Here is a 24,885-nt window from a genome sequence, read left to right as displayed (position 1 = left end):
GGCTCAAGAGTAATAAGAATCATTCATAGGGAGGGAAGGACGATGCACGATTTTACTCGCCGCTCGCTACTTCAGGGCGGCACTGCGCTGGCCGCAACCGGCATGTTGACCGGGCCGGCGCTGCTCGATTTCGCTAAGGCTTGGGCGCAGACCGCGCCCTGGAAGGCGGAGCCCGGCGCCAAACTCACTTTGATGCGCTGGAAGCGTTTCGTGCCTGCCGAGGATGACGCGTTCAACGCCATCGTGGCTGCGTTCAAGACGGCGACCGGCGTCGAGATGAACGTGTTCAGCGAGTCGTTCGAGGACGTCCAGCCCAAGGCCTCGGTTGCTGCCAACACCGGTTCGGGTCTCGATATGGCCTGGGGTCTGCACACGCTGCCGCAGCTCTTCCCGACCAAGGTCATCAAGATGAACGACGTTGCCGACTATCTCGGCAAGAAGTACGGCGGGTGGACCGACGCAGCCGCCAAGACCTGCAAGCAGGGCAACGACTGGCTCGGCATTCCCGTCGCGACCATCGGCGGCTACATGACCTATCGCAAGTCGGCGACCGACAAGGCGGGCTTCAAGGATTTCCCGAAGGATTTTCCGGGCTTCCTGGAAATGTGCAAGGCGATGAAGGCGAACAATACGCCCGCTGGATTCGCGCTTGGCCATGCGACCGGAGACGCCAACGCTTGGCTGTACTGGGTTCTTTGGGGCCACAACGCCTGGACCGTCGACAAAGATGATAAGGTCATCATCAACTCGCCGGAGACTGCGAAGGCGCTCGAATATGCCAAATCGCTTTCCGAGACCTTCATTCCCGGCGTGGCCTCATGGAACGATTCCTCGAACAACAAGGCGTTCCTCGCTGGCGAGCTTTACTGCACCTCGAACGGCATTTCCATCTACGTCGCGGCAAAGGACGACCCGAGCAAGAAGGACCTGGCCGAGGACACCTATCACGCGCTCTGGCCGGTCGGACCGATCGGCAAGCCGACCGAATTGCAGCTCGCGGTGCCGATCCTTGCCTTCAACTTCTGCAAATACCCCAACGCTGCAAAGGCCTTTATCGCCTTCATGTTGGAGAAGGAAAACTTCGAGAAATGGCTGTCCGGCGCGCGCGGCTACCTCACGCATACGCTGAACGCCTACGACTCGGCCCCGGTATGGACCGCGGACCCGAAGAACGCGGTGTTCGCCGAGGCGAGCAAGCGGGCGTTGCCGGCGTCCGGCATTGGCTCGCCCGGTGAAAAGGCCGCGACCGCGATCGCGGACTTCATCGTGGTCGACATGTTCGCCAACTACTGCACCGGCGCCAAGGATGCCAAGACCGCCATCGCCGAGGCCGAACGGCAGTTGAAGCGAATCTATCGCTGACGAGACTGGCGCGGGCGGCGCGATCCGCAGCCCGCGCCATCATTGGAATGCCATCGTTGGACTATTGCGTGGTCATGCTCAATCAGTTGAGCAACCGGGACATTGCCTATGGCTGACATCGCCCTTGCACCAAGACGCGCGAAGACCGAAATGCGCGAAGCGACCGCCTGGGACCAACTCCGCCACAACAGGAACTGGCTCGGCTTCTGGTTCATGCTGCCGGCGATGGCGTTCCTGATCTTTTTCCTGGCCTATCCATTGGGGCTTGGCATCTGGCTGTCGTTCACGGATGCCCGCATCGGCCGGATCGGCCAGTTCATCGGCGCCGAGAACTATGAGTGGCTGTGGGGCGACGCCATCTTCTGGCTCTCGGTGTTCAACACGCTGCTCTACACCTTCGTCGCGAGCACCCTGAAATTCGCCATCGGTCTGTATCTGGCACTGCTGCTCAACGAGCGGATGCCGTTCAAGGCGCTGCTGCGCGCCGCCGTGCTGATCCCGTTCATCGTGCCGACGGTGCTGTCGGCGCTGGCCTTCTGGTGGATCTTCGACTCCCAGTTCTCGATCATTTCCTGGTCGCTGAAGCATCTCGGGCTAATCAGCCAGAACATCAACTTCCTCGGCGATCCCACATGGGCGCGCATCTGCGTGATCTTCGCCAACATCTGGCGTGGCGTGCCGTTTGTCGCGATCACGCTTCTGGCAGGTCTGCAAACGGTCTCGCCGTCGCTTTACGAAGCGGCGACCCTGGATGGTGCGAGCTCCTGGCAGATGTTCCGCCACATCACGTACCCGCTGCTCACGCCAATCATCGCCGTCGTCATGACGTTCTCGGTGCTGTTCACCTTCACCGACTTCCAGCTCATCTGGGCAATGACCCGCGGCGGCCCTGTCAACGCGACGCATCTGATGGCGACCTTGTCCTATCAACGCGCGATCATCGGAGGGCAACTGGGCGAGGGCGCCGCGATCTCGAGCGCGATGATCCCGTTCCTGCTCGGCGCGATCATGATCTCCTGGTTCGGACTGCAGCGCAGGAAGTGGCAACAGGGAGAGAACAATGATTGATCCCTGCCGTATTGCGTATTCGTTTGCGCGAACGGGGCAGGCCCCGCGCGCGCCCGGGAGAGAACAATGACTGATCTCCCAGCATCGAAACTCGATCTCAAGACCATCCTGTCGACGGCTTCCCGCGTCGACAACAGCGAGGGCATGAGCTACCTGCAATCGGTGCCGCGGCGCATCGTGACGCTCTATCTCCCGCTGTCGATCATCGTCGTCATCCTGCTGTTTCCGTTCTACTGGATGGCGCTGACGGCGGTGAAGCCGGACGACCAGTTGCTCGACCTCGACAAGTACAATCCGTTCTGGACCTGGAATCCGACCTTCAAGCACATCCACAAGCTCCTGTTCGAGAGCTACTATCCGCACTGGTTGTGGAACACGATGTATGTGGCGGTCGGCGCCACGGTGCTCTCGATCATCGCGAGCGTGCTTGCGGCCTATGCGATCGTGCGGCTGCGCTACAAGGGCGCGAACGTTGTCGGCGGCCTGATCTTCCTGGCCTATCTGGTGCCACCGTCGATCTTGTTCATCCCGTTGGCGACCGTCGTCTTCCAGTATGGCCTGTTCGATTCGCCGCTGGCGCTGATCCTGACCTACCCGACGATCCTGATTCCGTTCTCGACCTGGCTCTTGATGGGCTACTTCAAGACCATCCCGTTCGAGCTCGAGGAATGCGCGCTGATCGACGGTGCCAGCCGCTGGCAGATCCTGATCAAGATCGTACTGCCGCTCGCCGTTCCCGGCCTGATCTCGGCCTTCATCTTCTGCTTCACGCTGTGCTGGAACGAGTTCATCTACGCGCTGACGTTCCTGCAATCGACCCCGAACAAGACGGTGCCGGTTGCCATCGTCAACGAATTCGTCGACGGCGACGTCTATCGCTGGGGTTCCCTGATGGCAGGGGCGCTATGCGGTTCGCTGCCGCTGGTTATCCTTTACGCGTTCTTCGTTGAGCATTATGTCTCCGCCATGACGGGAGCCGTGAAAGAGTGAGCACCTAAGGCCCCGCGTCCGAAGTCCAAGTCAACTGGACAAGTCAACAGGAGTTGGGTCTTGCATATTCTGATCCTCGGCGCCGCCGGCATGGTCGGCCGGAAACTGACGGAACGCCTGCTGCGCGAAGGCCGCCTCGGCAAGCAAGACATCACCAAAATGACGCTGCAGGACGTGGTGGCGCCGGCCAAGCCGGCGAACGCGCAGATTCCGGTCAACGTCGTCGCCTCCGATTTCGCCGATGCCGGCGCCGCAGCGCCGCTGATCGCCGAGCGGCCTGAGGTGATCTTCCATCTTGCCGCGATCGTGTCGGGCGAGGCAGAGGCCGAATTCGACAAGGGCTACCGGATCAATCTCGACGGCACCCGCCATCTGATCGATGCGATCCGCACCGTCGGCGGCGGCTACAGGCCGCGGCTGGTGTTCACGTCCTCGATCGCCGTGTTCGGTGCGCCGTTCCCCGAGAAGATCGGCGACGAATTCTTCCACACGCCGCTGACGAGCTATGGCACGCAGAAGTCGATCTGCGAACTCCTGATCAATGATTACACCCGCAAGGGCCTGCTCGACGGCATCTCGATCCGCCTGCCGACGATTTGCGTGCGGCCGGGCAGGCCGAACAAGGCGGCGTCCGGCTTCTTCTCCAACATCATCCGCGAGCCGCTCGCAGGCGAGGAGGCCATCCTGCCGGTCTCCGAGGACGTGCGGCATTGGCACGCCTCGCCGAAATCGGCGGTCGGCTTCCTGATCCATGCCGGCACCATGGACCTCAGCGCGATCGGCCCACGGCGCAATCTCAGCATGCCCGGGCTATCAGCCACCGTCGGCGAGCAGATCGCGGCGCTGGAGCGCGTCGCCGGCAAGAACGTCACCGCGCGCATCAAGCGGGTGCCCGATCCGACCATCATCAGCATCGTCTCGGGATGGCCGCGCGATTTCGCCACGGAGCGCGCGCTCAAGCTCGGGTTCACCACGGCCGAGAAGACGTTCGACGACATCATTCGTATCCACATCGAGGACGAGCTTGGCGGTAAATTTGCCGCCTAAAGTGTCGTTCAGACGGGTTCCGAGATGACCCGGGTTGCCTGCATCGGCGAATGCATGATCGAGCTGCGCCAGGCCACGGGTGGTCCGAGCAGCGGCCTCTTCGCGCGCGGCTACGGCGGTGACACGCTCAACACCGCCGTCTATCTGTCCCGGCTCGGCGTCGATGTCGATTACATCACCGCGCTCGGCGACGACGCGCTGAGCGACGAGATGATCGCGGGCTGGACCGCGGAGGGCATCGGCACCAAGCGTGTCGCGCGGCTGCCCGGCAAATTGCCGGGGCTGTATCTGATCCAGACCGACGACAAGGGCGAGCGGCGCTTCTTCCATTGGCGCGAGAGTGCGGCCGCGCGCAGCCTAATGGACCTGCCCGAGACCGAAGACATCCTGAACTCGCTGGCGAGCTATGACGTGGTCTATTTTTCGGCGATCACGCTCTCCATCCTGGACGAGGCCGGCCGGGAACGCCTGATGACGGCACTGAAGCGGGCACGGCTGCTGGGCACGCGGTTTGCGTTCGACACCAATTTCCGGGTCCGCGGCTGGCCTGACCTCAATATCGCGCGCAAGGCGTTCAGTGCCGCCTTCGAGGGCGCGGATATCGTGCTCGCATCGACCGAAGATCTGGCGCCGCTTTATCCCGGCGAGAGCACCGCAGCGCTGCTTGCCGGCATATCGAGCCCCGAGGTGGTGCTCAAGCTCGCGGAGCCGGCTTGTATCCTGCGCTTCGCCGGTGGATCGGGCGAGGTGAGGGCGGAGCCACTGATCAAGCCGGCAGTCGATACCACCGCGGCAGGTGACAGCTTTGCCGCCGCCTATCTCGCGGCGCGTCTCAGCGGTGCCGGACCGGAGGATGCCGCCCGCGCGGGCCATCGTCTTGCCGGCGTCGTGGTGTGCTATCCCGGCGCGATCATTCCACGCTACGCCATGCCGCCCAAGCGGGCGCCACGGCCCTCAACATCCCGCAAGGCCTCCTCATGACAGCATCAAAGCAGCACCAGACCGCGGAGCTGATCCGGCAAGCCACTGTGATCCCGGTGCTGACCATCGAGCGGCTGCAGGATGCGGTGCCGCTTGCGAAGGCGCTGGTCGCCGGCGGGGTGCGGACGCTCGAGGTGACGCTACGCACGTCGGTGGCGGTCGAGGCGGCCAAGGCGATCATCGCCGACGTGCCTGAGGCGATCGTCGGTATCGGCACGATCCTCAATGGCGACGATCTGGCACGCGCGGAGGCGCTCGGCGCCAGGTTCGGCATCAGCCCGGGCGCGACGCCCGAACTGCTCAAGGCCGCCTCCGCCAGCCGGTTGCCCTTCGCGCCGGGGATCGCCACGGCATCCGAGCTGATGCAGGCTCTGGCGCATGGCTTTGACGTGGTCAAATTCTTCCCGGCCGAGCAGGCTGGCGGTATCAAGGCACTGCGGGCGCTGGCCGGCCCATTCCCGAATGTCAGAGTGTGCCCGACCGGCGGGATCGGCGAGGCCAATGCGGCGACCTGGCTCGCCGAGCCGAACGTGCTGGCCGTCGGCGGCTCCTGGCTGTGCCCGGCCTCGGACATCCGCGCCGGCAACTGGTCCGGCATAACCGCCATGTGTGCGCAGACGATGAAATCGCTGAAAGCGGCCTGAAGATAGGTTACATGGATTTCGAACAGGAACAGGGAGATCGGCCATGACAGCCAGCATCGTGGGTTGGGCCCACACGCCATTCGGAAAGTTCGACGCAGAGACCATCGAAGGTCTCGTCGTGAAGGTCGCCAACGAGGCGCTCGCTGACGCCGGCATTTCCGCCTCCGACGTTGACGAGATCATGCTCGGCCATTTCAACGCCGGCTTCTCGCCGCAGGACTTTACCGCCTCGCTAGTGCTGCAGGCTGATCCCGCGCTGCGCTTCAAGCCGACCACCCGGGTCGAGAACGCCTGCGCCACGGGATCCGCCGCTGTGCACCAGGGCATTCGCGCCATCGAAGCTGGAGCGGCGAAGATCGTGCTGGTGGTCGGTGTCGAGCAGATGACGCGGACGCCCGGCCCGGAGATCGGCAAGAACCTGTTGAAGGCGTCGTACCTGCCGGAAGACGGCGACACCGTCGGCGGCTTTGCCGGCGTGTTCGGCAAGATCGCGCAGGCCTATTTCCAGAAATACGGCGACCAGTCGGACGCGCTGGCGATGATAGCTGCTAAGAACCACAAGAACGGCGTCGCCAATCCCTACGCCCAGATGCGCAAGGATTTCGGCTTCGAGTTCTGCCGCTCCGAGAGCGAGAAGAACCCCTATGTCGCCGGTCCCTTGAAGCGGACCGACTGCTCGCTGGTGTCGGATGGCGCCGCGGCGCTGGTGCTGACCGATGCCGAGACCGCGAAGAAGATGGGCAAGGCCGTGAACATCCGCGCCACCGCGCACGCCCAGGATTTTCTGCCGATGTCCAAGCGCGACATCCTGCAATTCGAAGGCTGCACCGTCGCCTGGCAGCGCGCGCTGCAGAAGGGCGGCCTGCAGCTCTCCGATCTCTCCTTTGTCGAGACCCATGACTGCTTCACGGTCGCCGAGTTGATCGAATATGAAGCGATGGGCCTGGCGCCGAAAGGGCAGGGCGCGCGCGCCATCAAGGAAGGCTGGACCCAGAAGGACGGCAAGCTGCCGGTCAACCCGTCCGGCGGCCTCAAGGCCAAGGGCCATCCGATCGGCGCGACCGGTGTCTCGATGCACGTCATGACGGCGATGCAGCTCACCGGGCAGGCGCCCGAGGGCATGCAGCTCAAGAACGCCCAGCTCGGCGGCATCTTCAACATGGGCGGTGCCGCGGTCGCCAACTACGTCTCGATCCTCGAGCCGGCGAAGTAATCGCGGGCCTTCGGCGATGAACATTGCCGAATGGCTGGCAGCGACGGCGCGGGCACGTCCCGACGCGCCGGCGCTGCTGACCGGCTTCGACCTCGACGCTGACTACGCGACCTTTGCGCGTCGCGCCGCCTCGATCGGGGCAGCGCTGGCGCGTGATTACGGCATCACCGCCGGCGACCGCGTCGCGCTGTTTGCCAGCAATTGCACGCAATATCTCGAATGTCTCTACGGCATCTGGTGGATCGGCGCGGCCGCGATCCCGATCAATGCCAAGCTGCACGGCCGCGAGGCGGCGTGGATCTGTGGCAATGGCGGCGCCAAGCTCGCCTTCGTGTCCGACGACACAATCGCCGCGCTGACCGAGGCCAAGGACGATTGTCCCGCCGGCATGACCATGCTCTCCGTCGACAGCGATACCTACCGCGCCATGCGCAGCGGCGAGGGCGCGCCCACCCCGCTGCCACGCGAGACCGATGATCTCGCTTGGCTGTTCTACACCTCGGGCACCACCGGCCGGCCCAAGGGTGTGATGCTCAGCCACGGCAACCTCGTTGCGATGTCGCTGTGTTATCTCGCCGATGTCGATGCGGCAACGCCGAACGATGCCTCGCTTTATGCCGCGCCGATCTCGCACGGCGCCGGCCTCTACAATTTCCCGCATGTGCGCATGGGCGGTCGGCACGTTGTTCCGCAGTCCGGCGGCTTCGATCCGGACGAAGTGCTCAACCTCGGCCGTCAGCTCGACAATGTCGTGATGTTCGCGGCGCCCACCATGGTGCGCCGCCTGGTCGATGCCGCGAAGCGGCGCGGCGAGAACGGCGAGGGGCTGCGCACCATCATCTATGGCGGCGGGCCGATGTATCTCGCGGACATCAGGGACGCGATCACGACCATGGGCCAGCGCTTCGTGCAGATCTATGGTCAGGGTGAATCGCCGATGACCATCACCGCGCTGTCGCGCGACTGGCACCGGCGCAGCGATCATCCGCGCTATCTGGAGCGGCTGGCCTCGGTCGGCACCGCGCAGAGCGTCGTCACCGTGCGCATCACCGACAACGAAGGCAAGCCCTTGCCCGCCGGCGAGACCGGCGAGATCGAGGTCAAGGGCTCAACCGTGATGCTCGGCTACTGGAACAATCCGAAGGCCAATGCGGAAACCCTGAAGGACGGCTGGCTGCGGACCGGCGACGTCGGCCGCCTCGACGCCGACGGCTTCCTCACGCTGTCGGATCGTTCCAAGGACGTGATCATCTCCGGCGGCACCAACATCTATCCGCGCGAGGTCGAGGAAGCCTTGCTGACCCATCCCGATGTCCGCGAGGTCTCGGCCATCGGTGTGCCGGATCCGGAATGGGGCGAGATCGTCGTCGCCTGCGTCGTGCTGCAGGACGGCGCCGCGGCTGACGACCGCAAGCTCGACGCGCATTGCCTCGCCTCGATCGCGCGGTTCAAGCGCCCGAAGCGCTACGTCTATCTCGATGCGCTGCCGAAGAACAACTACGGCAAGGTGCTGAAGACCGCGCTGCGGGATATGATGGCGAAGTAGGCCGGTCCGCCTGCCCCGGACATTTGCGATGGCTATAGGCGGCTGCGCCCGGTCGCGCTAACCTCATGGGCGCCTGTCATCCGGAGTACCTGCCATGGGAATTGAAACCTCTCTGTCGCTTTCGGAACTGAACGACCGCATCGCGATCCTCCGGGACAATATCAGGCAACTGATCGAGCAGGCCGCCGGTGCGGCAGGCGCCGAAGTCGAGGAGCGCATTTCCGAGCGGATCGAGCAGCAGAATGCGGAGCTGGAGAAGCTCGTGAAGGCACGCGATGCGATGATCGACAAATAGTCCGGCATCTCCGCCTGTCTGCCCCGGCCGGCGCGGCTGGCGCCGGCACGCATACGCCCATACGCCCGGCGCAGCTTGATCTTGGCAAAAACCTCCCGTTACTAGGTTTCAATCCAGAACAGCCGGGAGTGAACGGAACGATGGGACCACTGCAGGGCATCAAGGTCGTCGACATGACGACCGTGTTGATGGGCCCCTATGCCACCCAGATGCTTGGCGATTACGGTGCCGACGTCATCAAGGTGGAATCGCCCGATGGCGACGTGACGCGGCAGATCGGTCCGACGCGACATCCCGGCATGGGGCCGGTGTTCCTCAATACCAACCGAAGCAAGCGCTCGATCTGCCTCGATCTGAAGAAGCCGGACGGGCGCGAGGCGGTGCTGCGGCTGATCGCGAAGGCCGACGTGCTCGTCTACAACGTGCGCCCGCAGGCGATGGGCCGGCTGCAACTCGGCTACGACGTGGTGGCGAAGGTCAATCCGCGGCTGGTCTATGCCGGCGTGTTCGGCTTCGGCCAGGAAGGGCCGTATGCCGCCAAGCCGGCCTATGACGATCTGATTCAGGGCGCCACCGCGTTGCCGGCGCTGATGGCGCAGACGTCCGACGGCGTACCGCGCTACGTGCCGAATGCCCTGGTCGATCGCATCGTCGGTCTCACCGCGGTCGGCGCGATCTGCGCGAGCCTCGTGCATCGCGACCGGACCGGGCTGGGCCAGCGCGTCGACATTCCGATGTTCGAGACGATGGCCGGTTTCGTCATGGGCGATCACATGGGCGGGCTGACCTACGATCCACCGCTCGACAAGGGTGGCTATGCGCGCCACCTTTCGCCGGACCGGCGGCCGTACAAGACGTCCGACGGCTACATCTGCGTGATCGTCTATAACGACAAGCAGTGGGAGAATTTCTTCAAGGCGACCGGGCGCGACGATCTGCGCAGCAATCCGAAGTTCGCGACCTTCGCCGGCCGTGCCACCAATATCGATACGGTCTATGCCGAGCTCGCGCGTATCCTGCTGACCAAGACCACGGCCGAGTGGAACGAGATCCTCGAGCAGGCCGATGTGCCGGTCATGCCGATGCATGACCTCGAGAGCCTGTTGCAGGATCCGCATATGGTCGCAACCGGCATGTTCCCGGCTGCGGAGCATCCGACCGAGGGGCGCATCCGCAGCATGAAGGTGTCGGCGCGCTGGTCGGAGACCAAGGCAGAGCCGCAACGCCTGGCACCACGGCTCGGCCAGCACGGCGAAGAGATCCTGCGGGAGATGGGCTACTCCACTGAGGAGATCGCCGCGATGGTGCGCGACGGCGTCACCAAGCTTGCGAACAACATTTAAGGACAGCACCCATGGATTTCGCACTCTCGGCTAACCAGGAATCGATCCGCGACGCCATCGGGAAGATCTGCTCGCGCTTCGACGATGCCTACTGGTTGAAGAAGGACAAGGAGGGCGGCTATCCGGTCGACTTCCATCGCGCGCTGGCCGATGCCGGCTGGCTCGGCATCTGCATCCCCGAGGAATATGGCGGCTCCGGTCTCGGCATCACCGACGCCGCGATCATGATGCGCACGATCTCGGAGTCGGGCGCCGGTATGTCCGGTGCCTCCGCCGTGCACATGAACGTGTTCGGGCTCAATCCCGTGGTGGTGTTCGGCACCAAGGAGCAGTGCCAGCGCATGCTGCCGCCGATCATCGACGGCCGCGACAAATCCTGCTTCGCCGTCACTGAGCCGAACACCGGCCTCAACACCACCCAGCTCAAGACCCGCGCGGTGCGCCAGGGCGACAAGTACATCGTCAATGGCCAGAAGGTGTGGATCTCGACCGCGCAGGTCGCCAACAAGATCCTGCTGCTCGCGCGCACCACGCCGCTCGAGGAGGTGCGCAGCGCGACCCATGGTCTCAGCCTGTTCTACACCGACTTCGATCGCAAGCGCGTCACCGTGCACGAGATCGAGAAGATGGGCCGCAAGCCCGTCGACTCCAACGAATTGTTCTTCGAGAACTTCGAGATCCCGGTCGAGGACCGCATCGGCGAGGAGGGCCGCGGTTTCGAATACATCCTGCACGGCATGAATCCCGAGCGCATCCTGATCGCGGCCGAAGCCGTCGGCCTCGGGCAGATTGCGCTGAAGCGGGCGTCGGAATACGCCAAGGGTCGGATCGTATTCAACCGCCCGATCGGTATGAACCAGGCGATCCAGCATCCGCTGGCGAAGTGCTGGATGGAGCTCGAGGCCGCCTGGCTGATGGTGCTGCGCGCCGGCTGGCAGTATGACCAGAACCTGCCCTGCGGCCCCGCGGCGAACTCCGCCAAATATCTCGCGGCCGAGGCCGGCTTCCACGCCTGCGAGCAGGCGGTGATGACTCACGGCGGCTTCGGTTACGCCAAGGAGTATCACGTCGAGCGCTATCTGCGGGAATCCCTGATCCCGCGCATCGCGCCGATCAGCCCGCAACTGATCCTCAGCTTCATCGGGGAGAAGGTGCTTGGTCTGCCGAAGTCGTATTGATGAGAATGGGTTCCGGGAGGCGCGCCGCTGTCTTCTCCTTCCCCTGAAAGGGGGAGGGCAGGGTCGGGGTCAGCCACGGCTGAGAGCAGATGGGGCGGAGACAGATCCCCACCCGGCTTGCTGCGCAAGCCGACCTCCCGTTTGCAAGGGGAGGTGAACCGATGAGCTTCATCACCGGCGTCGGCCTCACGTCCTACGGCAAGCATGAAGGCTCGTCCTCGCTCGACCTGATGAGCAAGGCAGCCGAGCTCGCAATCGCTGATGCAGGGCTGAAGCGCTCCGATATCGACGGCATCCTGTGCGGCTATTCGACGGTCTCACCACACATCATGCTGGCGACCGTGTTCGCCGAGCATTTCGGCATTCGCCCGTCCTATGCCCACGCCGTGCAGGTCGGCGGCGCCACCGGTCTTGCGATGACCATGCTGGCGCATCAATTGGTCGATGCGGGCATCGCCAAGCACGTGCTGGTGGTCGGCGGCGAGAACCGGCTGACTGGGCAGAGCCGCGACGCCTCGATCCAGGCGTTGGCTCAGGTCGGTCATCCCGATTACGAGGTGGCGCTGGGGCCGACGATCCCGGCCTATTACGGCCTGGTGGCGACGCGCTACATGCATGAGTACGGCGTGACGCAGGAGGACCTTGCCGAGTTCGCGGTGCTGATGCGCAAGCACGCGCTGACGCATCCCGGTGCGCAGTTCCACGAGCCGATCACGGTTGCCGACGTGATGGCCTCGAAGCCGGTGGCGATGCCGCTCAAGCTGCTGGATTGCTGCCCGGTGTCCGATGGCGGCGCTGCGTTCGTGATCAGCCGCGAAGCGACCGGCGACAGGCAGGTGCGGGTCCGCGGTTGCGCGCAGGCCCACACCCATCAGCATGTCACGGCCGCGCCCGCATTGAGCGAACTCGGCGCGGAGATTTCGATCGCGAAGGCGAAGCAGTCAGCAGGCCTTGCGATTTCGGATGTCCGCTATGCTGCGGTCTATGACAGCTTTACGATCACGCTTGCGATGCTGCTGGAGGATCTGGGGCTCGCGAAGCGCGGCGAAGCGGCGGCCCGCGTCCGAGCGGGATATTTCGACCAGAACGGCGAGATGCCGCTCAACACTCATGGCGGTCTGCTCAGCTACGGCCATTGCGGCGTCGGCGGTGCGATGGCCCATCTGGTCGAGACCCATCTGCAGATGACCGGCCGCGCCGGCACTCGTCAGGTCCGCGATGCCTCGATCGCGCTGCTCCATGGCGACGGCGGCGTGCTGTCCTCGCATGTCAGCATGTTCCTGGAGCGCGTACGATGAGCGGGCAGATCATTGATTGGACCAAGGGCGCAGAAGCCATCGTCTATCAAACCTGCAACGCGTGCGGCGCCCGGCAATATTTCCGCCGCAGCTTTTGCGCGGCCTGTGGCTCGCCTGATGTGGCCGAGCATCGCGCCAGCGGGGCAGGCACGGTGTATGCGACCTCGCTGGTCTGCCGCGCCGCCACGCCGGAGACGCGGGCACACGTGCCCTACAACATCGTGCTCGTCGATACCGATGAGGGATTCCGCATGATGGCTCACGGCGACAATGCGCTTGCCATCGGCGACAAGGTCACCGCCCGCTTCACGCAATTCGCGGGACGGCTCGTTCCGTATTTCGAGAAGGCAAGGTGAGGGGCGAGGGCGAACCGATCAGGACGCGATACCCAGCCTGAACATTCGCCTTCGCCCCTCCAAGTCACAGATACTATCGCCAGTAGAAAATGACGCTGGCGATGACGAGCATCGCCGTCACCGCCAGCACTTGCGCAAGCGCCTCCGAGGCCGCCCTCTTGGTGGCTTCCTTCATGCGTTCTCCCTAGACCCGGGCGTGACTCATCGTTGCGCTGCAAGCGCTCGACGGTCAGATTTTGTACTCGGAACACCCCGCGACGAGTATTCGCTTTTGACGAGTCCCCACTCAGCGAATATCGACCGCGTGAAGGTTGATTAGCATTGCGGCGGCAATTTGGCTCGGGCGTGTTGCTCGCGCGACGGCCGGCAGATAGTGTTTTGGAACCGACAGAAACGGCAACACGATCAAGGTTAGGAAATGGCCCGTATCGATTACTCAGATCCCGCACAGGCAAGCCCGCGGACCCGCGAGATCCTCGACAAGAACCGCAACGCCAACATCTTTCGCATGATGGCGCATTCGCCGAGCTATTTCGAACAGTACTGCCGGCTCGGCGGCGCGATCCGTCACAAGGGCGAGCTAGATCCCGTCGTACGCGAGCTTGCGATCACCCGCACCGGCATTCTCTGCGAAGCTCCCTACGAGATCGTTGCGCACAAACGGATCGGCAAGAATGTCGGTGTCACCGACGAGCAGAACGCGGCGCTGGAGAACTGGCAGGTCGCGACCTGCTTCAACGACGTGCAGCGCGCGGCGCTCGCCTTCACCGACGAGATCGTCAAGCTCAAGAAGCCGACGGACGCGACCTTCAAGGCGATCGCCTCGAAGCTGACGCCGGGCGCGCTGATCGAGCTGCAGCTCTCGGTCGGCTTCTACATCATGACGTCGAAGTTCCTGGAGACCTTCGAGATCGACATGCAGCCTGTGACGGAAGTGGTGAGCTGAGGTCAGTGCGCGAGCAGCACTTCCTTTTGCCTCTCCCCGCGCGCGGGGAGAGGCCGGATCGCATGAAATGCGATCCGGGTGAGGGGGAAGTCTCCGCGGGTTCCATTCCGAGTCATTTTGCTGATGCAGCCCCTCACCCCAACCCTCTCCCCGCGAAGAGCGGGGAGAGGGAAGACTCAGCCCGAGGTGAGCAGTTCGACCTTCGCATTCGCGATGATCAGCCGCTCGGCGAGGATCTGCGCGAGGTTGCGCATGATCCGCTCACCGGCATGGGGATGCTCGCGCCGGAAGTGTTCGAAGTCCTTGATCGCCACCTCATAGGCGGTCGCCGACATGTCGGCGAGCACGTCGGCGGAGCGTCGCGGCTCCAGCAGCGCCATCTCGCCAAAGGCCATGCCGGCGGTCAGCGTCGCCAGCCTGATGCCGTCGGGCAGGGTGACATGGACGACGCCGCTGCGCAGGAAGAACAACGAGGTCGCCTCGTCGCCGGCTGCGACTATCTTCTCGTTCGGCTGATAGGTCATGATCGTGCTGAGCGCATTAAGGCTGGCGAGTTCTTGCTCGCTCAGTCCGGCGAGTAGCGGCTGCTCCGAAAGTTCGGTGGTCTCGAAGAAGTCGATCGAGCCGCCGTAGCGGTAGACGATCTGGTCCTCGGCCCATTCGATCGCGGTGTCGAGCAGGTAGAAGTCCCTGATATTGCCGAGCCGGCTGGTCCACTCGCTGATCGTCGCCCACTCCCGCGACGTCCGCTTGATGCCTGAGAGGACCACGGTGACGCCGAGCTCGGCCAGCTCCTTGAAGGCTTCCGCCACCAGCCGCGCGCCAGCGCGCGTCGTCGCGGTGACGCGGCGAAGGTCGAAGATCACGAACTGTGGACGCGGCGCGCCGGCGAGGCGGCGCGAGACGTAGTCGACATTGGAGAGCGACAGCGTGCCGACCAGCTCGATCACACGCACCTCCTGGAAGTGCCTGGCCAGAATCTCCTGTTCCTGGGGCCGGCGCACCCGCCGCGACGGGTTCTTGCCGATGTTGTAGTCGGCAATGATGCTGTGGCGCGCGTCGTCGCTGCGGTTGAGCATGTGCAGGTCGTAATGCGCCGACAGCGCCTTGCATACCTTGATGCCGCGCACGCTGTTGCCGTGCTTGTCGAGCTTCGGCGAATAGCTGCCGAGCCCGAGCCGCGCCGGCAGCGCCGCCAGGATGCCGCCGCCGACGCCGCTCTTGGCGGGGATGCCGACGCGGTAGATCCATTCGCCCGCGTAGTCGTACATGCCCGACGATGTCATCACCGAGAGCGTGCGGGAGATCGCGTAGGGCGTCACCACCTGCTCGCCGGTCAGCGGGTTGACGCCGTGATTGGCGAGCGTTGCCGCCATCACCGCGGTGTCGCGCGCGGTGACGAGGATGGCGCATTGCCGGAAATAGACGTTGAGCACGTCAGGCACGTTCTCGGTGATCACGTCATTGGTGCGCAGCAGATAGCCGATCGCCCGGTTGCGGTCGCCAGTCGCGCTCTCGGAGGCATAGACCGCCTCGTCGACATCGAGCTCGCGGCCGGCGAAGCGCCCCAGCGCCTCGCGGATATACGCGAACGCACCGTCGCCCTTGGCCGCGTGGATCAGGCCGGTGCAGGCGATCGCGCCGGCGTTGACCATCGGGTTGAAGGGGTGGTTTTGCGCATTCAGCCGGATCGAGTTGAAGGGATCGCCCGACGGTTCGACGCCGATCACGCTCTCGACCCGCTCGGCACCGAGCGTGTCCAGCGCCAGCGCGAACACGAACGGCTTCGACATCGACTGGATGGTGAAGGGGGTGCGGGTGTCGCCGACCTCGTAGACGTGGCCGTCGAGGGTCGCGAGGCTGATGCCAAAATGGGCAGGATCGGCCTTGCCGAGCTCGGGAATGTAGTCAGCGACGGCGCCGCCGGTCTCGAGCAGGAAATCTGCGTAACAAGTGTGCAGAAACCGCAGCAACGGTGGCTTCGAGCTGGACCAGGCCGTGGTGGTGGGCGTGACGGGTGGAGGTGATCGTTTCATCGCCTCCGTTGTGCAACGCAATTAGGGCGCGCGCAACTGATCCGGAACCAGTCCAATGACGGGGAATCCGCGATCACCGCGATGTTTCGGATGATCGACGGTCCTTGACGATAGAAGGGTTGCCATGGCGGCCTTCCGCTCGTCGCTACTTCCTTAGTACCGTTGTGCTGGAGGCGGGCTCAGGGATGATGCGTTGTGTCTCCCTGCCTGACGGACGAGAGACGTCCTTAGGCCCTCGGCCGCGACGACCGGGGGCTTTTTTTCACGACGGTCAGTGATTTCAGCGTGTGACCGATGATGTACCGCGGGGTCGACCGCGGAGGATAACGACCTCGTCAGTGAACGAGCCGGAGACGCCCTCGACCGAATTAGTCGCAGCGGCGCTCCCTGCGCGTGATCCTGCGGCCATCGTCACGTTCCACCGTGACTGTCTCAGTGCGGCATCGCCGTCCTGGGCCGACGGTGACGCCCCCGGGGCCGATGCCAACTGTCGTGTCGCGATTGTAGCGGTCTCGGTAGTAGCGGTCGTCGCGATCCCGTCCGACCTGGACATCAACGCCTTGCGCCATCTTGACGTTTTGAGCCCTGGCTGGAGTGGCAAGCGGGGTCGTCGTCAGCGCGGCTGCGGCTATCGCCAAGACAAGAGTAATCTTCAACATCGGAACTTCCTCCTTGAGGTTGAACCGATGTAACGGCAGCGAACATCGACCGTTCCTTGCCACGATGGCCCGTGGCTCGCATTTGGCGTGGAAACCGCTGGTTAGTCCCGATCGGCCTATCGCGTCAGGATCATTGTCAGATCTCGCCGCTGTCGCTCATTGGTCGCCGGCTGCACCGGTGGTAAACGCGCCTGTGCGAGCCGTCGCTGGACGCGTCAGGTCGGCGTCAAGATGCTGGGATGCGTCGGCAGGTGATAGGTGAATGGGTCGCTTGGGCCGCCCCTGCCGCTGCGAACGAGCCGCCGCTCTTCCACAAGCTTACGGCATGCTGCATTGACGCGTTGCATCGTGGCCTTGTCACCGAACAGCCTGCCGGCGATGTCTTCCGCAGACAGTCCGGGCTGCGCCATCACAACACGCAGAACGTCGTTAGCAATGGTCATCGAGTCTCCGTCCTCCTCAGGTCGCGAGCCTCGGACAACATGACGAAGCCTTGGGAGAGGCAAGTTACTTTCGTCCTGCGGACTTGGCTCCAATGCTCGATGATCTCGTGCGCAATAGGCGCGAACTGTGGTGAACCATGATCACGCCATGGTCTGGCCAGAGCGTCGCCATGATGGCTCGCCACGGTCGCAACACCAGCGTGAGGTTAGCGCGATTTCGGTCAGACCATCTTCAGCCAGCCCCGCGGCCGAGATCGCGCCCTCTTGCTAGAACCGGTTATTGGTAATGCTTGGGCGCCACACACGCGGCACCCAGCATAGACGGCCCGGCCACTCCTAGGACTACCCCAAGGCCCTTGGCGCCGGGCCGTCTCTTGCTTCCTCATACACAAAGGCCCGCAGGGGCCTCGTCCTATCGTGCCGGCATCTTACGAGCGCAATCCTGCGCACTGAGCAACGTGCCGACATGACTTTCGCCACTTCTGCGCGGGGCGTTATTCGTGTTGACCTAACTATGCCCCATTCCCCAGCCCAAGTCCGAATCGAAATTGCTCTCGCGCGGCTTCCGGCCGATCCAACCGCAAAGCTTGGCCAGGACCATTCGTGTACGCTCAACGCAAAGGATCATTATGAACGTTCTAAAGATCGCCGCCGTAGCTATGGTGGCCCTTGGCACTTCGCTTGCCGGCTGCGCGCAAACCCCCCAAGACCAGCGCACACTGGCTGGCGCAGGCTTGGGCGCGGCCAGCGGGGCGCTGATTGGTCAGGCCATCGGCAGAAACACCGCAGGCACGGTTCTCGGCGCAGGTGCAGGCGCCTTGCTTGGCGCTGCTGTTGCCAATTCCACACAGCAGCCACAGTACGGCGGGCGCACCATGTGCCGCTATCGTGCTCCGGACGGCAGCATCTACGTCGCCGAGTGCGATGAGCGCTATTATCGTGGCCAGTACTGACGCCAAGCGCCCCGAGATCGGCGACCTGACCTCTGAGGAAATATATTGACGCCGTGCGAGGCGGCAACCAGATCGCAATCGTAATTAGATTGCCGCCTGTAGTGGCCTAAAACCGCGCGCGCCCAGCGGCTCTATCGCCCGGAGCGACAGGCTCGACAACATGCTGACCTCTGATCGGCCGCCGTCATGCTTTTGGCTGGGGCTCGAGACGGTTATGTCGTCCTTTGTTCAGCAAGCCGCGGCAACGGTCGCGATTGCGTCATAACTGGTTGAGGACCGGCGCCCGACGGCGGGTTAACAAGAGTGCAATCAGAGCCGTTGGGGCGAGGATTGCCAGCCCCAGCAGCGTAACCTGAACCTGCGAGAGCGGGTTGATGCCGCCGCCGGGCGTCGCCACCACGAAGCCGCCAATCACCAGCAGCACGCGCAGTGGCCACTCCAGGGCGCCTGCGCCGCGGAGATCGCCGACATAGGCCAGGTAGCCTTGGATGCCGCCGCAGATAAACAGCGTGCCGAAAGCGGCGAGCGCCATCAAGCCGAGGCCGGCGAGGTAGGGGCTCGGTCCCTGCAGCACCAGTGCCGGATTGAGCACGAAGAAGAACGGGATGAAGTAGATGATGCTGCCCACCCACATCGATTCCCATCCGGTCTTCATCGCCGGCGAGCCTGCGATGCCGGCGGCGGCGAACGAGGCGATCGCGACCGGCGGCGTGATCGACGACAGCATGCCCCAATAGAAGATGAACATGTGCACCGCCATCCGGTTGAGCCCGAGCTTCTCCAGCGCCGGCGCCACCAGGATCGCGAGGAAGATATAGCAGGCCGTCGTCGTCAGCCCGAGGCCGAGGATCAGGCTGGTGAACGCGCACATCACGAGCAGCAGGAGCGCATTGTCGCCGGCGAGCGTCAGCAGGTCGTTGGCGAGGCTCGAGACCACGCCGGTCATCGAGAACGCGCCGATCAGGAGGCCGCAGCCGGCAAGGATGCCGACCAGCTCGACGAAGGTGCGGCCGTTGACCTCGAGGAACTTGCCGATGGTCGCCAGCGTCCAGCGGGAATCCTTGGAGAAGATCTGGTTCAGCACCAACAGCAATGCGGTCGCGTAGAACGGTGCGTGGCTCTCGCGCTTGAAGTAGAGCAGCATCACGATCAGCAGCGCGATCACGAACACGTAGTACCAGCCGCCCTTGATCGTATCCATCACGCGCGGCAGCTCGGCGCGCGGAATACCCCTCAGCCCATGGCGTGCGGCGTAGCAGTCGACCTGCATGAACAGGCCGACATAGTACAGCACGGCCGGGATGATGGCGGCGACCGCGACCTCGGCGTAACTGACGTTGAGGAATTGCGCGATCACGAACGCGGTTGCGCCCATCACCGGCGGCGCCAGCACCGCACCGGTCGAAGCGCAGGCTTCGATCGCGCCGGCATAGGAGGCGCGGAATCCGCTCTTCTTCATGACGGGAATCGTCATGGTGCCGGCGGTCAAAACATTGGAGACGATCGAGCCCGACATCATGCCGAGCAGGCCCGAGGCAAAGATACATACCTTGGCGGCACCGCCGCGGAAGGTGCCGCAGAGCGCGAAGGCGAGGTTGATGAAGAACTTTCCAGCCCCGGTCATCATCAGCGCGGTGCCGAACACCAGAAAGCCGATCACGGTGTCAGCAAAGGCCTGGATCGGAATGCCGAGCAGGCTCTCGCCCGACAGCACATGATAAGCCGTGGTCTGGTCGAGCGTGAGTTGCGAGCCTCTGAAGGGTCCAAGCCAGTTGGCCTCGGCGAACAGCGGATAGACGGTGAAGGGGAGCACGCAGAGCAAGAGGCTCCAGCCGCCGGTGCGGCGCAGCGCCTCCATCAGCGCGGCCCACATCACGAGGCCCGCAACGATGACGTTCTGTGGTGCACCATCGGATTCCCAACCGAACTGCGCGGCCTTGCGCACGTTCAGCATCAGCCAGATCGCGGCGGCAAACGTCACCAACGATAGCGCGACGTCGTACCAGGGGATGCGGTTCAGTGGCGCGCTGTCCGCCCCCGGGAAGATCAGGAACGTGAAGGGAAGCATCAACGCGATCAGGAGATAGAAATACTCGGTGTTGAGCTGGGTGTAATCGATGAAGAAGCGCAGCGAGAACTGCTGGTTGATGCAGAGCAGGATGGTGGCGGCGGTGGCAACGACCAGCGTCCAGCGCCAGCCGCCATGCAGTGTGCGCACGCGCGTGACCTCGGCCTCCTGGAGGTTGCCGAGGCCGGCATGAGGATCCTCGAACTCGATCTTCTTCGCGGGCGCAGCCGCGGCGCTATCGGACATCGCAGTCCCCCCAGGATCCTGATTGCCTTATGCGGTGGACGGCTTTCCGCCGCTACTCGAAGCCGTTCGGCATGTTGGCCTTGGCGAGCGCCGATGCGCGCGCTTTCATCCAGCCGTCGAGGAAGGCCTTGTCGTCGGAGGGCGGGCTGGACTTGCCATATTCCGTCCATGCCGCGGCCAGCACTTCCTGGCGCTTGTAAAGCGCGTTGTTGTGGGCGTCCTGCTCGTCGCTCCAGTGACCGGCCTCCTTGAGCGCCTTCACGGCGCCAGGATGCACCGGCACGACCCAGTTCTTGGTCTGACGATCGGCGCCGAGCCCCGCGGCACCCGGCGCGGAATCCTTGTAGGCGTCGTAGTTCACGATCATCGCCTTGGTGATGGCATAAACCTGCTCGACCGGCTGCGAGGCATAGGCGACGAAGATCGGGTAGGGGTAGTTGCCGAGCTCGATCGGCTTGTCGGGCGAGATGCCGGCACCGCAGGTCGCAGTCTGCGGGAAGAAGAACGAGCCAACCTTGTGCACGCGCGCCCAGCCCTCCTTGTCGCTGGCGGGCAGCGGCGGCCAGACCAGGCCGCGCGGCGATGTCTCGGCCTCCTTGGCGGGGCCGGTAATCGTAGTACCGAAAGCGGCGTCGGCGTCGTTGTTGACGAGGCCCTTCCACATCGCGCCATAGCTGGCGAATTCGACGACCTTGACGTCGTCCTTGGTGAGCCCGCCAAAGGCAAGCATCGCGAGCGAGTTCTGGTTCAGGGCCGGCGAGCCGACCACGAAGCCGACGCGCTTGCCGCGGAGATCCTTGATCTCCTTGACGCCCGCATCGGCGGCGACGCCGAGCGCGCCGCAATTGCAGTCAACCGACGACAGCAGCAATTGCAGCGGCTGCGGGCCCCATTCCTTGGCGCCGAATTCGAACACGCCTTCCTGCGCAAAGTAGGTCCCCGATCCCATCGCCGAGGAGATCGCACGCTTGGCGCGCAGCGGCGCCAGGCGCGCGACATCGTTGCCGGCCGGAAGCACCCGAACGTCGGTGCCGTATTTGTCCTTCAGCATCTTGCCGACACCGACCGCGATATTGAAGCCGGCGGTTCCGGTATCATAGGCCGTCACCGCCATGGTCGGCGGCAGCTTGATGTCCTCGGCCGAGGCGGGCAGCGCTGTCGTCAGGGAAAGGCCGGCAAGAGCGGCAGGCGCGAGCGCCATCAGCCGATGAATCATAATTCCTCCCAATGTTTCGCTGTGCGAAACTTTTCGCGGGGGAAAGATTGCATCACGATCCTGCGATGGCAACGCCAGCACGCGACGAGCTGGCGATTTGTGCCATGGCATCACCAGACAGATTGTCGCGGGTGAGCTTTGGGCGGCGGCACTCAGGCCTCGATGATTGCGACGGCCTGACCTTCAGCGATCACGTCGTCAATCTTGACCAGAATCGACTTGATTTTCCCTGCTGTTGACGAGGTGACCGGTATTTCCATCTTCATGGCTTCGACGAACGCGATCTCGTCGCCATCGCCGACGCTGCTGCCGGTCTCAACAGGAAGCGCGCAAACGCGCCCGGCGACTTCGGTCACGATCTTGATGTCTGGCATTCCACCCTCCGATACCGCCTTGCCGAAATTTCATCCGGCGAACGGCTTTTTGTTGTGGCCGCACATTGCCTGAGGTAGCTTGTTCTGCAAGCGGAATTTTATTCCGCAGGACGGAACGGAGCCAAGGATATGGGACGGCGCTCGGAACGGCTTAGCAGGCAGGGAATGCTCGTCGGCGAGACAGGCGACGGCGATGTCATTCAGGTAGTTTCGCGCGCCTTTGATGTGTTGCGGTGCTTCGAGGGCCACGAGTCTCGGCTCGGCAACCTCGAGATCTCAAATCGCTGCGGTCTGCCGCGTTCGACGGTGTCGCGCCTGACGCACACGCTGACGCGGATGGGACAGCTCGTCTATCTGCCCCGCGATCAGAAATATCGCATCGGCCCGAGCGCGGTGGCGATGAGCACGACGATGATGAAGGGGCTGCAGCTTCGCAATCTGATCCGGCTGCGCCTGCAGGACGTCGCCGAACAACTGCCGGGCACCGTGGGCTTCGTGATCCCGGATCGCTTCCATCTGGTCTATCTCGAATTTGCCCGCGCTGCGAACGCACTCGGACTGCACGAGACCACCGGCAGCCGCATCTCGATGGCGACCACGGCCGCCGGCCACGCCTATACGGCCGCGCTCGATCCGGAGGTCGGCGATGCACTGATTGCGGAGATGGAGCGCGAGATGCCCGATGGCGCGAAGCTGTTGACGCCGCGCATCGAGACTAATCGCCGACATCTGCGCGAACATGGCTATGTCGTCGCCTGCGGGCTCTGGAGCCCGCACATCAACGGCGTCGCGGTGCCGCTGTGGTCGCCGCAATATCAGACCTATGTCGTGACCACGATCGGCCTGCTGTCGGCGATGTATGACGAGAAGCGGCTGCATGCCGAAGTCGCGCCGCAGATGGTCGAACTCGGCGCCGCGGTCGGCAGCCTGCTCGAAGGCGCCGACGGCGATATCTTCTCCAACCGGCTCGATCGTAAGTCGCTTCCGGTGACCGCTCATAACAACAACAAGATGATCAAGACGGAGGCAATGAATGACCTGGAAGCCGGAACTCGACGACCTCGCCCGGCGCGAAGCATTCGCGCGGGAGATGGGAGGCGTTGACAAGGTCAAGCGACAACGTGACCAGGGCCGGCTGACCGTTCGCGAACGCATCGACAAGCTCGTCGACCAGAACAGCTTCCACGAGATCGGTGCCATCTCCGGCATCGCCGAATATGACGAGAACAACGAGCTCAAGCATCTGACGCCGGCGAACTGCGTGTTCGGTCGCGCCAGGGTCGACGGCCGCACCGTGGTGGTGGTCGGCGACGACTTCACCGTGCGCGGAGGCTCGGCCGACGCGTCGATTTCCGCCAAGCCGCTGATGGCGGAGGAGATGGCGCATGACTTCCGGCTGCCGATCATCCGTATGATCGAAGGCTCGGGCGGCGGCGGTTCGGTGAAGACCATCGAGACCAGGGGCGCCGCCAATCTGCCCGGCGGCGTCGGCGGCACGCGCTCCTACTGGTTCACGCTCGCCAATCTGGCGCGCGTGCCTGTGGTCGGGCTCGGGCTCGGCTCGGTCGCCGGCCTCGGCGCGGCGCGGCTGGCGGCGACGCATTACTCCGTCATGACGAAGGATTCCGCGATGTTCGTCGCCGGTCCCCCCGTCGTGAAGCGGCTGGGCCAGGATCTGACCAAGCAGGAGCTCGGCGGCGCCGATATCCAGACCCGCGCCGGCGGAATCGACCAGGCCGTCGAGACCGAGGAGGAGGCATTCGAATATGCTCGGCGCTTCCTGTCCTATTTGCCGTCGTCGGTCTATGAGCTGCCGCCCACGATCCCGTGCACCGACGATCCTGAGCGGGCCGAGGAGTCGCTGCTGAGGGCGGTGCCGCGCAATCGCCGGCAGGTCTACAAGATGCGCCCGATCATCGACGCGGTCGTCGACAAGGGCTCGTTCTTCGAGGTCAGCGCCAATTTCGGCCGGCCGATGATCACGGGGCTGGCGCGGATCGAGGGCCGGGCGGTGCTGCTGCTGGCGAGCGATCCGTTCCATTACGGCGGCTCGTGGACGGCGGACGCCTGCCAGAAGGTGGTACGCTGGGTCGACTTCGCCGAAACCTTCCATCTGCCGGTGGTCTATCTGATGGACTGCCCCGGCTTCATGATCGGGCTCGAGGCGGAGAAGACGGCGACCATCCGCCACGGCGTGCGGGCGATGGCAGCGGTCAACCAGAGCACGGTGCCCTGGTGCACCATCATCATCCGCAATGCGTTCGGCGTCGCCGGCGTGGTACACCAGCCGGCCAACCGCTTCTCGATGCGCTACGCCTGGCCGTCGGCCTATTGGGGTTCGCTGCCGCTCGAGGGCGGCATCGAGGCGGCCTATCGCGCCGAGATCGAGGCGGCCGCCGACCCCGCCGCGAAGCTGCGCGAGATCGAGGATCGTCTCAACAAGCTGCGCTCGCCGTTCCGCTCCGCCGAGAAGTTCTGGGTGGAGGAGGTGATCGACCCGCGCAAGACGCGCTCGCTGTTGTGCGAGTTCGCGCGCCTCGCCGAGCCGATCCGCACGCCGGGCCCACCCCGCAACATGGTGACGCGGCCTTAACGGTTGTCCTGGTCTCGCTGCGGATAGCAC

At 64.1% G+C, this 24,885-nt stretch carries 23 protein-coding genes; 17 read left to right on the top strand and 6 right to left on the bottom strand.

What is annotated here, in order from left to right; genetic code table 11:
* Nucleotides 1–42: 42 nt before the first annotated feature.
* The 14 genes from P6U25_RS21880 (at nucleotide 43) to P6U25_RS21815 (ending at nucleotide 14,267) form a co-directional block, all read left to right on the top strand.
* Nucleotides 43–1,362: an ABC transporter substrate-binding protein gene (locus P6U25_RS21880; protein ID WP_407146846.1), complete on the top strand. Its 1,320-nt coding sequence runs from the start codon at nucleotides 43–45 to the stop codon at nucleotides 1,360–1,362.
* Nucleotides 1,363–1,512: 150 nt separating this feature from the next.
* Nucleotides 1,513–2,430 (top strand): carbohydrate ABC transporter permease, encoded by a 918-nt coding sequence (locus P6U25_RS21875; RefSeq protein WP_407146845.1) that lies wholly within the window; start codon nucleotides 1,513–1,515, stop codon nucleotides 2,428–2,430.
* Nucleotides 2,431–2,496: 66 nt separating this feature from the next.
* A complete protein-coding gene (locus tag P6U25_RS21870; RefSeq protein WP_407146844.1) occupies nucleotides 2,497–3,420 on the top strand; it encodes a carbohydrate ABC transporter permease in 924 nt (307 codons plus the stop codon).
* A gap of 60 nt (nucleotides 3,421–3,480) precedes the next feature.
* Complete coding sequence (gene denD / locus P6U25_RS21865) at nucleotides 3,481–4,467, top strand: D-erythronate dehydrogenase (protein ID WP_407146843.1); 987 nt, start codon at nucleotides 3,481–3,483, stop codon at nucleotides 4,465–4,467.
* A 24-nt stretch (nucleotides 4,468–4,491) separates the two neighbouring features.
* Nucleotides 4,492–5,448, top strand: a complete 957-nt coding sequence (locus P6U25_RS21860) for a sugar kinase (protein ID WP_407146842.1) — start codon at nucleotides 4,492–4,494, stop codon at nucleotides 5,446–5,448.
* Entirely contained in the window at nucleotides 5,445–6,092 is a 648-nt protein-coding gene (gene eda / locus P6U25_RS21855) for a bifunctional 4-hydroxy-2-oxoglutarate aldolase/2-dehydro-3-deoxy-phosphogluconate aldolase (RefSeq protein WP_407146841.1), read from the top strand. The genes P6U25_RS21860 and eda overlap by 4 nt, the downstream gene beginning before the upstream one ends.
* 43 nt (nucleotides 6,093–6,135) lie before the next feature.
* Nucleotides 6,136–7,305: an acetyl-CoA acetyltransferase gene (locus P6U25_RS21850; RefSeq protein WP_407146840.1), complete on the top strand. Its 1,170-nt coding sequence runs from the start codon at nucleotides 6,136–6,138 to the stop codon at nucleotides 7,303–7,305.
* 16 nt (nucleotides 7,306–7,321) lie between these two features.
* On the top strand, nucleotides 7,322–8,851 hold the full coding sequence (locus tag P6U25_RS21845; protein WP_407146839.1) for a class I adenylate-forming enzyme family protein: 1,530 nt from the start codon (nucleotides 7,322–7,324) through the stop codon (nucleotides 8,849–8,851).
* Nucleotides 8,852–8,945: 94 nt separating this feature from the next.
* Nucleotides 8,946–9,146, top strand: a complete 201-nt coding sequence (locus P6U25_RS21840) for a hypothetical protein (protein ID WP_407146838.1) — start codon at nucleotides 8,946–8,948, stop codon at nucleotides 9,144–9,146.
* Between the two features lie 140 nt (nucleotides 9,147–9,286).
* A complete protein-coding gene (locus tag P6U25_RS21835; RefSeq protein WP_407146837.1) occupies nucleotides 9,287–10,489 on the top strand; it encodes a CaiB/BaiF CoA transferase family protein in 1,203 nt (400 codons plus the stop codon).
* Between the two features lie 11 nt (nucleotides 10,490–10,500).
* Nucleotides 10,501–11,667: an acyl-CoA dehydrogenase family protein gene (locus P6U25_RS21830; RefSeq protein ID WP_407146836.1), complete on the top strand. Its 1,167-nt coding sequence runs from the start codon at nucleotides 10,501–10,503 to the stop codon at nucleotides 11,665–11,667.
* Between the two features lie 161 nt (nucleotides 11,668–11,828).
* On the top strand, nucleotides 11,829–12,965 hold the full coding sequence (locus tag P6U25_RS21825) for a thiolase family protein (protein WP_407146835.1): 1,137 nt from the start codon (nucleotides 11,829–11,831) through the stop codon (nucleotides 12,963–12,965).
* Nucleotides 12,962–13,321 (top strand): Zn-ribbon domain-containing OB-fold protein, encoded by a 360-nt coding sequence (locus P6U25_RS21820; protein WP_407146834.1) that lies wholly within the window; start codon nucleotides 12,962–12,964, stop codon nucleotides 13,319–13,321. Before P6U25_RS21825 ends, P6U25_RS21820 begins: the two co-directional genes overlap by 4 nt.
* Nucleotides 13,322–13,739: 418 nt before the next feature.
* Nucleotides 13,740–14,267: a carboxymuconolactone decarboxylase family protein gene (locus P6U25_RS21815; RefSeq protein ID WP_407146833.1), complete on the top strand. Its 528-nt coding sequence runs from the start codon at nucleotides 13,740–13,742 to the stop codon at nucleotides 14,265–14,267.
* A gap of 176 nt (nucleotides 14,268–14,443) precedes the next feature.
* On the opposite strand, the gene glsA is transcribed toward P6U25_RS21815, so the two are convergent.
* The 3 genes from glsA to P6U25_RS21800 all read right to left on the bottom strand — a co-directional run bounded on the left by glsA (nucleotide 14,444) and on the right by P6U25_RS21800 (nucleotide 17,405).
* Complete coding sequence (glsA, locus tag P6U25_RS21810) at nucleotides 14,444–16,303, bottom strand: glutaminase A (RefSeq protein ID WP_407146832.1); 1,860 nt, start codon at nucleotides 16,301–16,303, stop codon at nucleotides 14,444–14,446.
* Between the two features lie 368 nt (nucleotides 16,304–16,671).
* Nucleotides 16,672–16,962 (bottom strand): hypothetical protein, encoded by a 291-nt coding sequence (locus P6U25_RS21805; protein ID WP_407146831.1) that lies wholly within the window; start codon nucleotides 16,960–16,962, stop codon nucleotides 16,672–16,674.
* A 215-nt stretch (nucleotides 16,963–17,177) separates the two neighbouring features.
* Nucleotides 17,178–17,405 carry a hypothetical protein gene (locus tag P6U25_RS21800; RefSeq protein ID WP_407146830.1) on the bottom strand — a complete coding sequence of 76 codons (228 nt, stop codon included), beginning with the start codon at nucleotides 17,403–17,405 and terminating at the stop codon, nucleotides 17,178–17,180.
* 629 nt (nucleotides 17,406–18,034) lie between these two features.
* Here P6U25_RS21800 and P6U25_RS21795 point away from each other — a divergent pair.
* Nucleotides 18,035–18,358 (top strand): YMGG-like glycine zipper-containing protein, encoded by a 324-nt coding sequence (locus P6U25_RS21795; protein WP_407146829.1) that lies wholly within the window; start codon nucleotides 18,035–18,037, stop codon nucleotides 18,356–18,358.
* A gap of 259 nt (nucleotides 18,359–18,617) precedes the next feature.
* Here P6U25_RS21795 and P6U25_RS21790 read toward each other — a convergent pair whose 3' ends face one another.
* From P6U25_RS21790 to P6U25_RS21780, 3 genes are all read right to left on the bottom strand, one after another.
* Entirely contained in the window at nucleotides 18,618–20,672 is a 2,055-nt protein-coding gene (locus tag P6U25_RS21790) for a TRAP transporter permease (RefSeq protein WP_407146828.1), read from the bottom strand.
* 52 nt (nucleotides 20,673–20,724) lie between these two features.
* Nucleotides 20,725–21,888 carry a TAXI family TRAP transporter solute-binding subunit gene (locus P6U25_RS21785; RefSeq protein WP_407146827.1) on the bottom strand — a complete coding sequence of 388 codons (1,164 nt, stop codon included), beginning with the start codon at nucleotides 21,886–21,888 and terminating at the stop codon, nucleotides 20,725–20,727.
* Between the two features lie 152 nt (nucleotides 21,889–22,040).
* The gene (locus tag P6U25_RS21780) at nucleotides 22,041–22,262 is read right to left on the bottom strand and encodes an acetyl-CoA carboxylase biotin carboxyl carrier protein subunit (protein ID WP_407146826.1); all 222 of its coding nucleotides are present in this window, start codon (nucleotides 22,260–22,262) and stop codon (nucleotides 22,041–22,043) included.
* A gap of 129 nt (nucleotides 22,263–22,391) precedes the next feature.
* On the opposite strand from P6U25_RS21780, the gene P6U25_RS21775 reads away from it, so the two are divergent.
* Nucleotides 22,392–23,366 carry an IclR family transcriptional regulator gene (locus tag P6U25_RS21775; RefSeq protein ID WP_407146825.1) on the top strand — a complete coding sequence of 325 codons (975 nt, stop codon included), beginning with the start codon at nucleotides 22,392–22,394 and terminating at the stop codon, nucleotides 23,364–23,366.
* Complete coding sequence (locus P6U25_RS21770; RefSeq protein ID WP_407146824.1) at nucleotides 23,296–24,855, top strand: acyl-CoA carboxylase subunit beta; 1,560 nt, start codon at nucleotides 23,296–23,298, stop codon at nucleotides 24,853–24,855. The genes P6U25_RS21775 and P6U25_RS21770 overlap by 71 nt, the downstream gene beginning before the upstream one ends.
* Nucleotides 24,856–24,885 lie beyond the last annotated feature (30 nt).

This window comes from Bradyrhizobium sp. ORS 86, assembly GCF_045571475.1.
Lineage (GTDB): Bacteria > Pseudomonadota > Alphaproteobacteria > Rhizobiales > Xanthobacteraceae > Bradyrhizobium.
The sequence above is the reverse complement of the archived record's forward strand: the minus strand, read 5'-3'. Positions and strand labels throughout refer to the sequence as shown.

Coding starts and splice junctions, on each gene's coding strand:
- P6U25_RS21835 (WP_407146837.1), top strand. CDS start 9,287: ATGGGACCACTGCAGGGCATCAAGGTCGTCGACATGACGACCGTGTTG.
- P6U25_RS21770 (WP_407146824.1), top strand. CDS start 23,296: ATGACCTGGAAGCCGGAACTCGACGACCTCGCCCGGCGCGAAGCATTC.
- P6U25_RS21820 (WP_407146834.1), top strand. CDS start 12,962: ATGAGCGGGCAGATCATTGATTGGACCAAGGGCGCAGAAGCCATCGTC.
- P6U25_RS21845 (WP_407146839.1), top strand. CDS start 7,322: ATGAACATTGCCGAATGGCTGGCAGCGACGGCGCGGGCACGTCCCGAC.
- P6U25_RS21875 (WP_407146845.1), top strand. CDS start 1,513: ATGCGCGAAGCGACCGCCTGGGACCAACTCCGCCACAACAGGAACTGG.
- P6U25_RS21790 (WP_407146828.1), bottom strand. CDS start 20,672: ATGTCCGATAGCGCCGCGGCTGCGCCCGCGAAGAAGATCGAGTTCGAG.
- P6U25_RS21825 (WP_407146835.1), top strand. CDS start 11,829: ATGAGCTTCATCACCGGCGTCGGCCTCACGTCCTACGGCAAGCATGAA.
- P6U25_RS21805 (WP_407146831.1), bottom strand. CDS start 16,962: ATGTTGAAGATTACTCTTGTCTTGGCGATAGCCGCAGCCGCGCTGACG.
- P6U25_RS21800 (WP_407146830.1), bottom strand. CDS start 17,405: ATGACCATTGCTAACGACGTTCTGCGTGTTGTGATGGCGCAGCCCGGA.
- P6U25_RS21780 (WP_407146826.1), bottom strand. CDS start 22,262: ATGCCAGACATCAAGATCGTGACCGAAGTCGCCGGGCGCGTTTGCGCG.
- P6U25_RS21785 (WP_407146827.1), bottom strand. CDS start 21,888: ATGATTCATCGGCTGATGGCGCTCGCGCCTGCCGCTCTTGCCGGCCTT.
- P6U25_RS21880 (WP_407146846.1), top strand. CDS start 43: ATGCACGATTTTACTCGCCGCTCGCTACTTCAGGGCGGCACTGCGCTG.
- P6U25_RS21860 (WP_407146842.1), top strand. CDS start 4,492: ATGACCCGGGTTGCCTGCATCGGCGAATGCATGATCGAGCTGCGCCAG.
- P6U25_RS21850 (WP_407146840.1), top strand. CDS start 6,136: ATGACAGCCAGCATCGTGGGTTGGGCCCACACGCCATTCGGAAAGTTC.
- P6U25_RS21870 (WP_407146844.1), top strand. CDS start 2,497: ATGACTGATCTCCCAGCATCGAAACTCGATCTCAAGACCATCCTGTCG.
- P6U25_RS21775 (WP_407146825.1), top strand. CDS start 22,392: ATGGGACGGCGCTCGGAACGGCTTAGCAGGCAGGGAATGCTCGTCGGC.
- P6U25_RS21830 (WP_407146836.1), top strand. CDS start 10,501: ATGGATTTCGCACTCTCGGCTAACCAGGAATCGATCCGCGACGCCATC.
- glsA (WP_407146832.1), bottom strand. CDS start 16,303: ATGAAACGATCACCTCCACCCGTCACGCCCACCACCACGGCCTGGTCC.
- eda (WP_407146841.1), top strand. CDS start 5,445: ATGACAGCATCAAAGCAGCACCAGACCGCGGAGCTGATCCGGCAAGCC.
- P6U25_RS21795 (WP_407146829.1), top strand. CDS start 18,035: ATGAACGTTCTAAAGATCGCCGCCGTAGCTATGGTGGCCCTTGGCACT.
- P6U25_RS21840 (WP_407146838.1), top strand. CDS start 8,946: ATGGGAATTGAAACCTCTCTGTCGCTTTCGGAACTGAACGACCGCATC.
- P6U25_RS21815 (WP_407146833.1), top strand. CDS start 13,740: ATGGCCCGTATCGATTACTCAGATCCCGCACAGGCAAGCCCGCGGACC.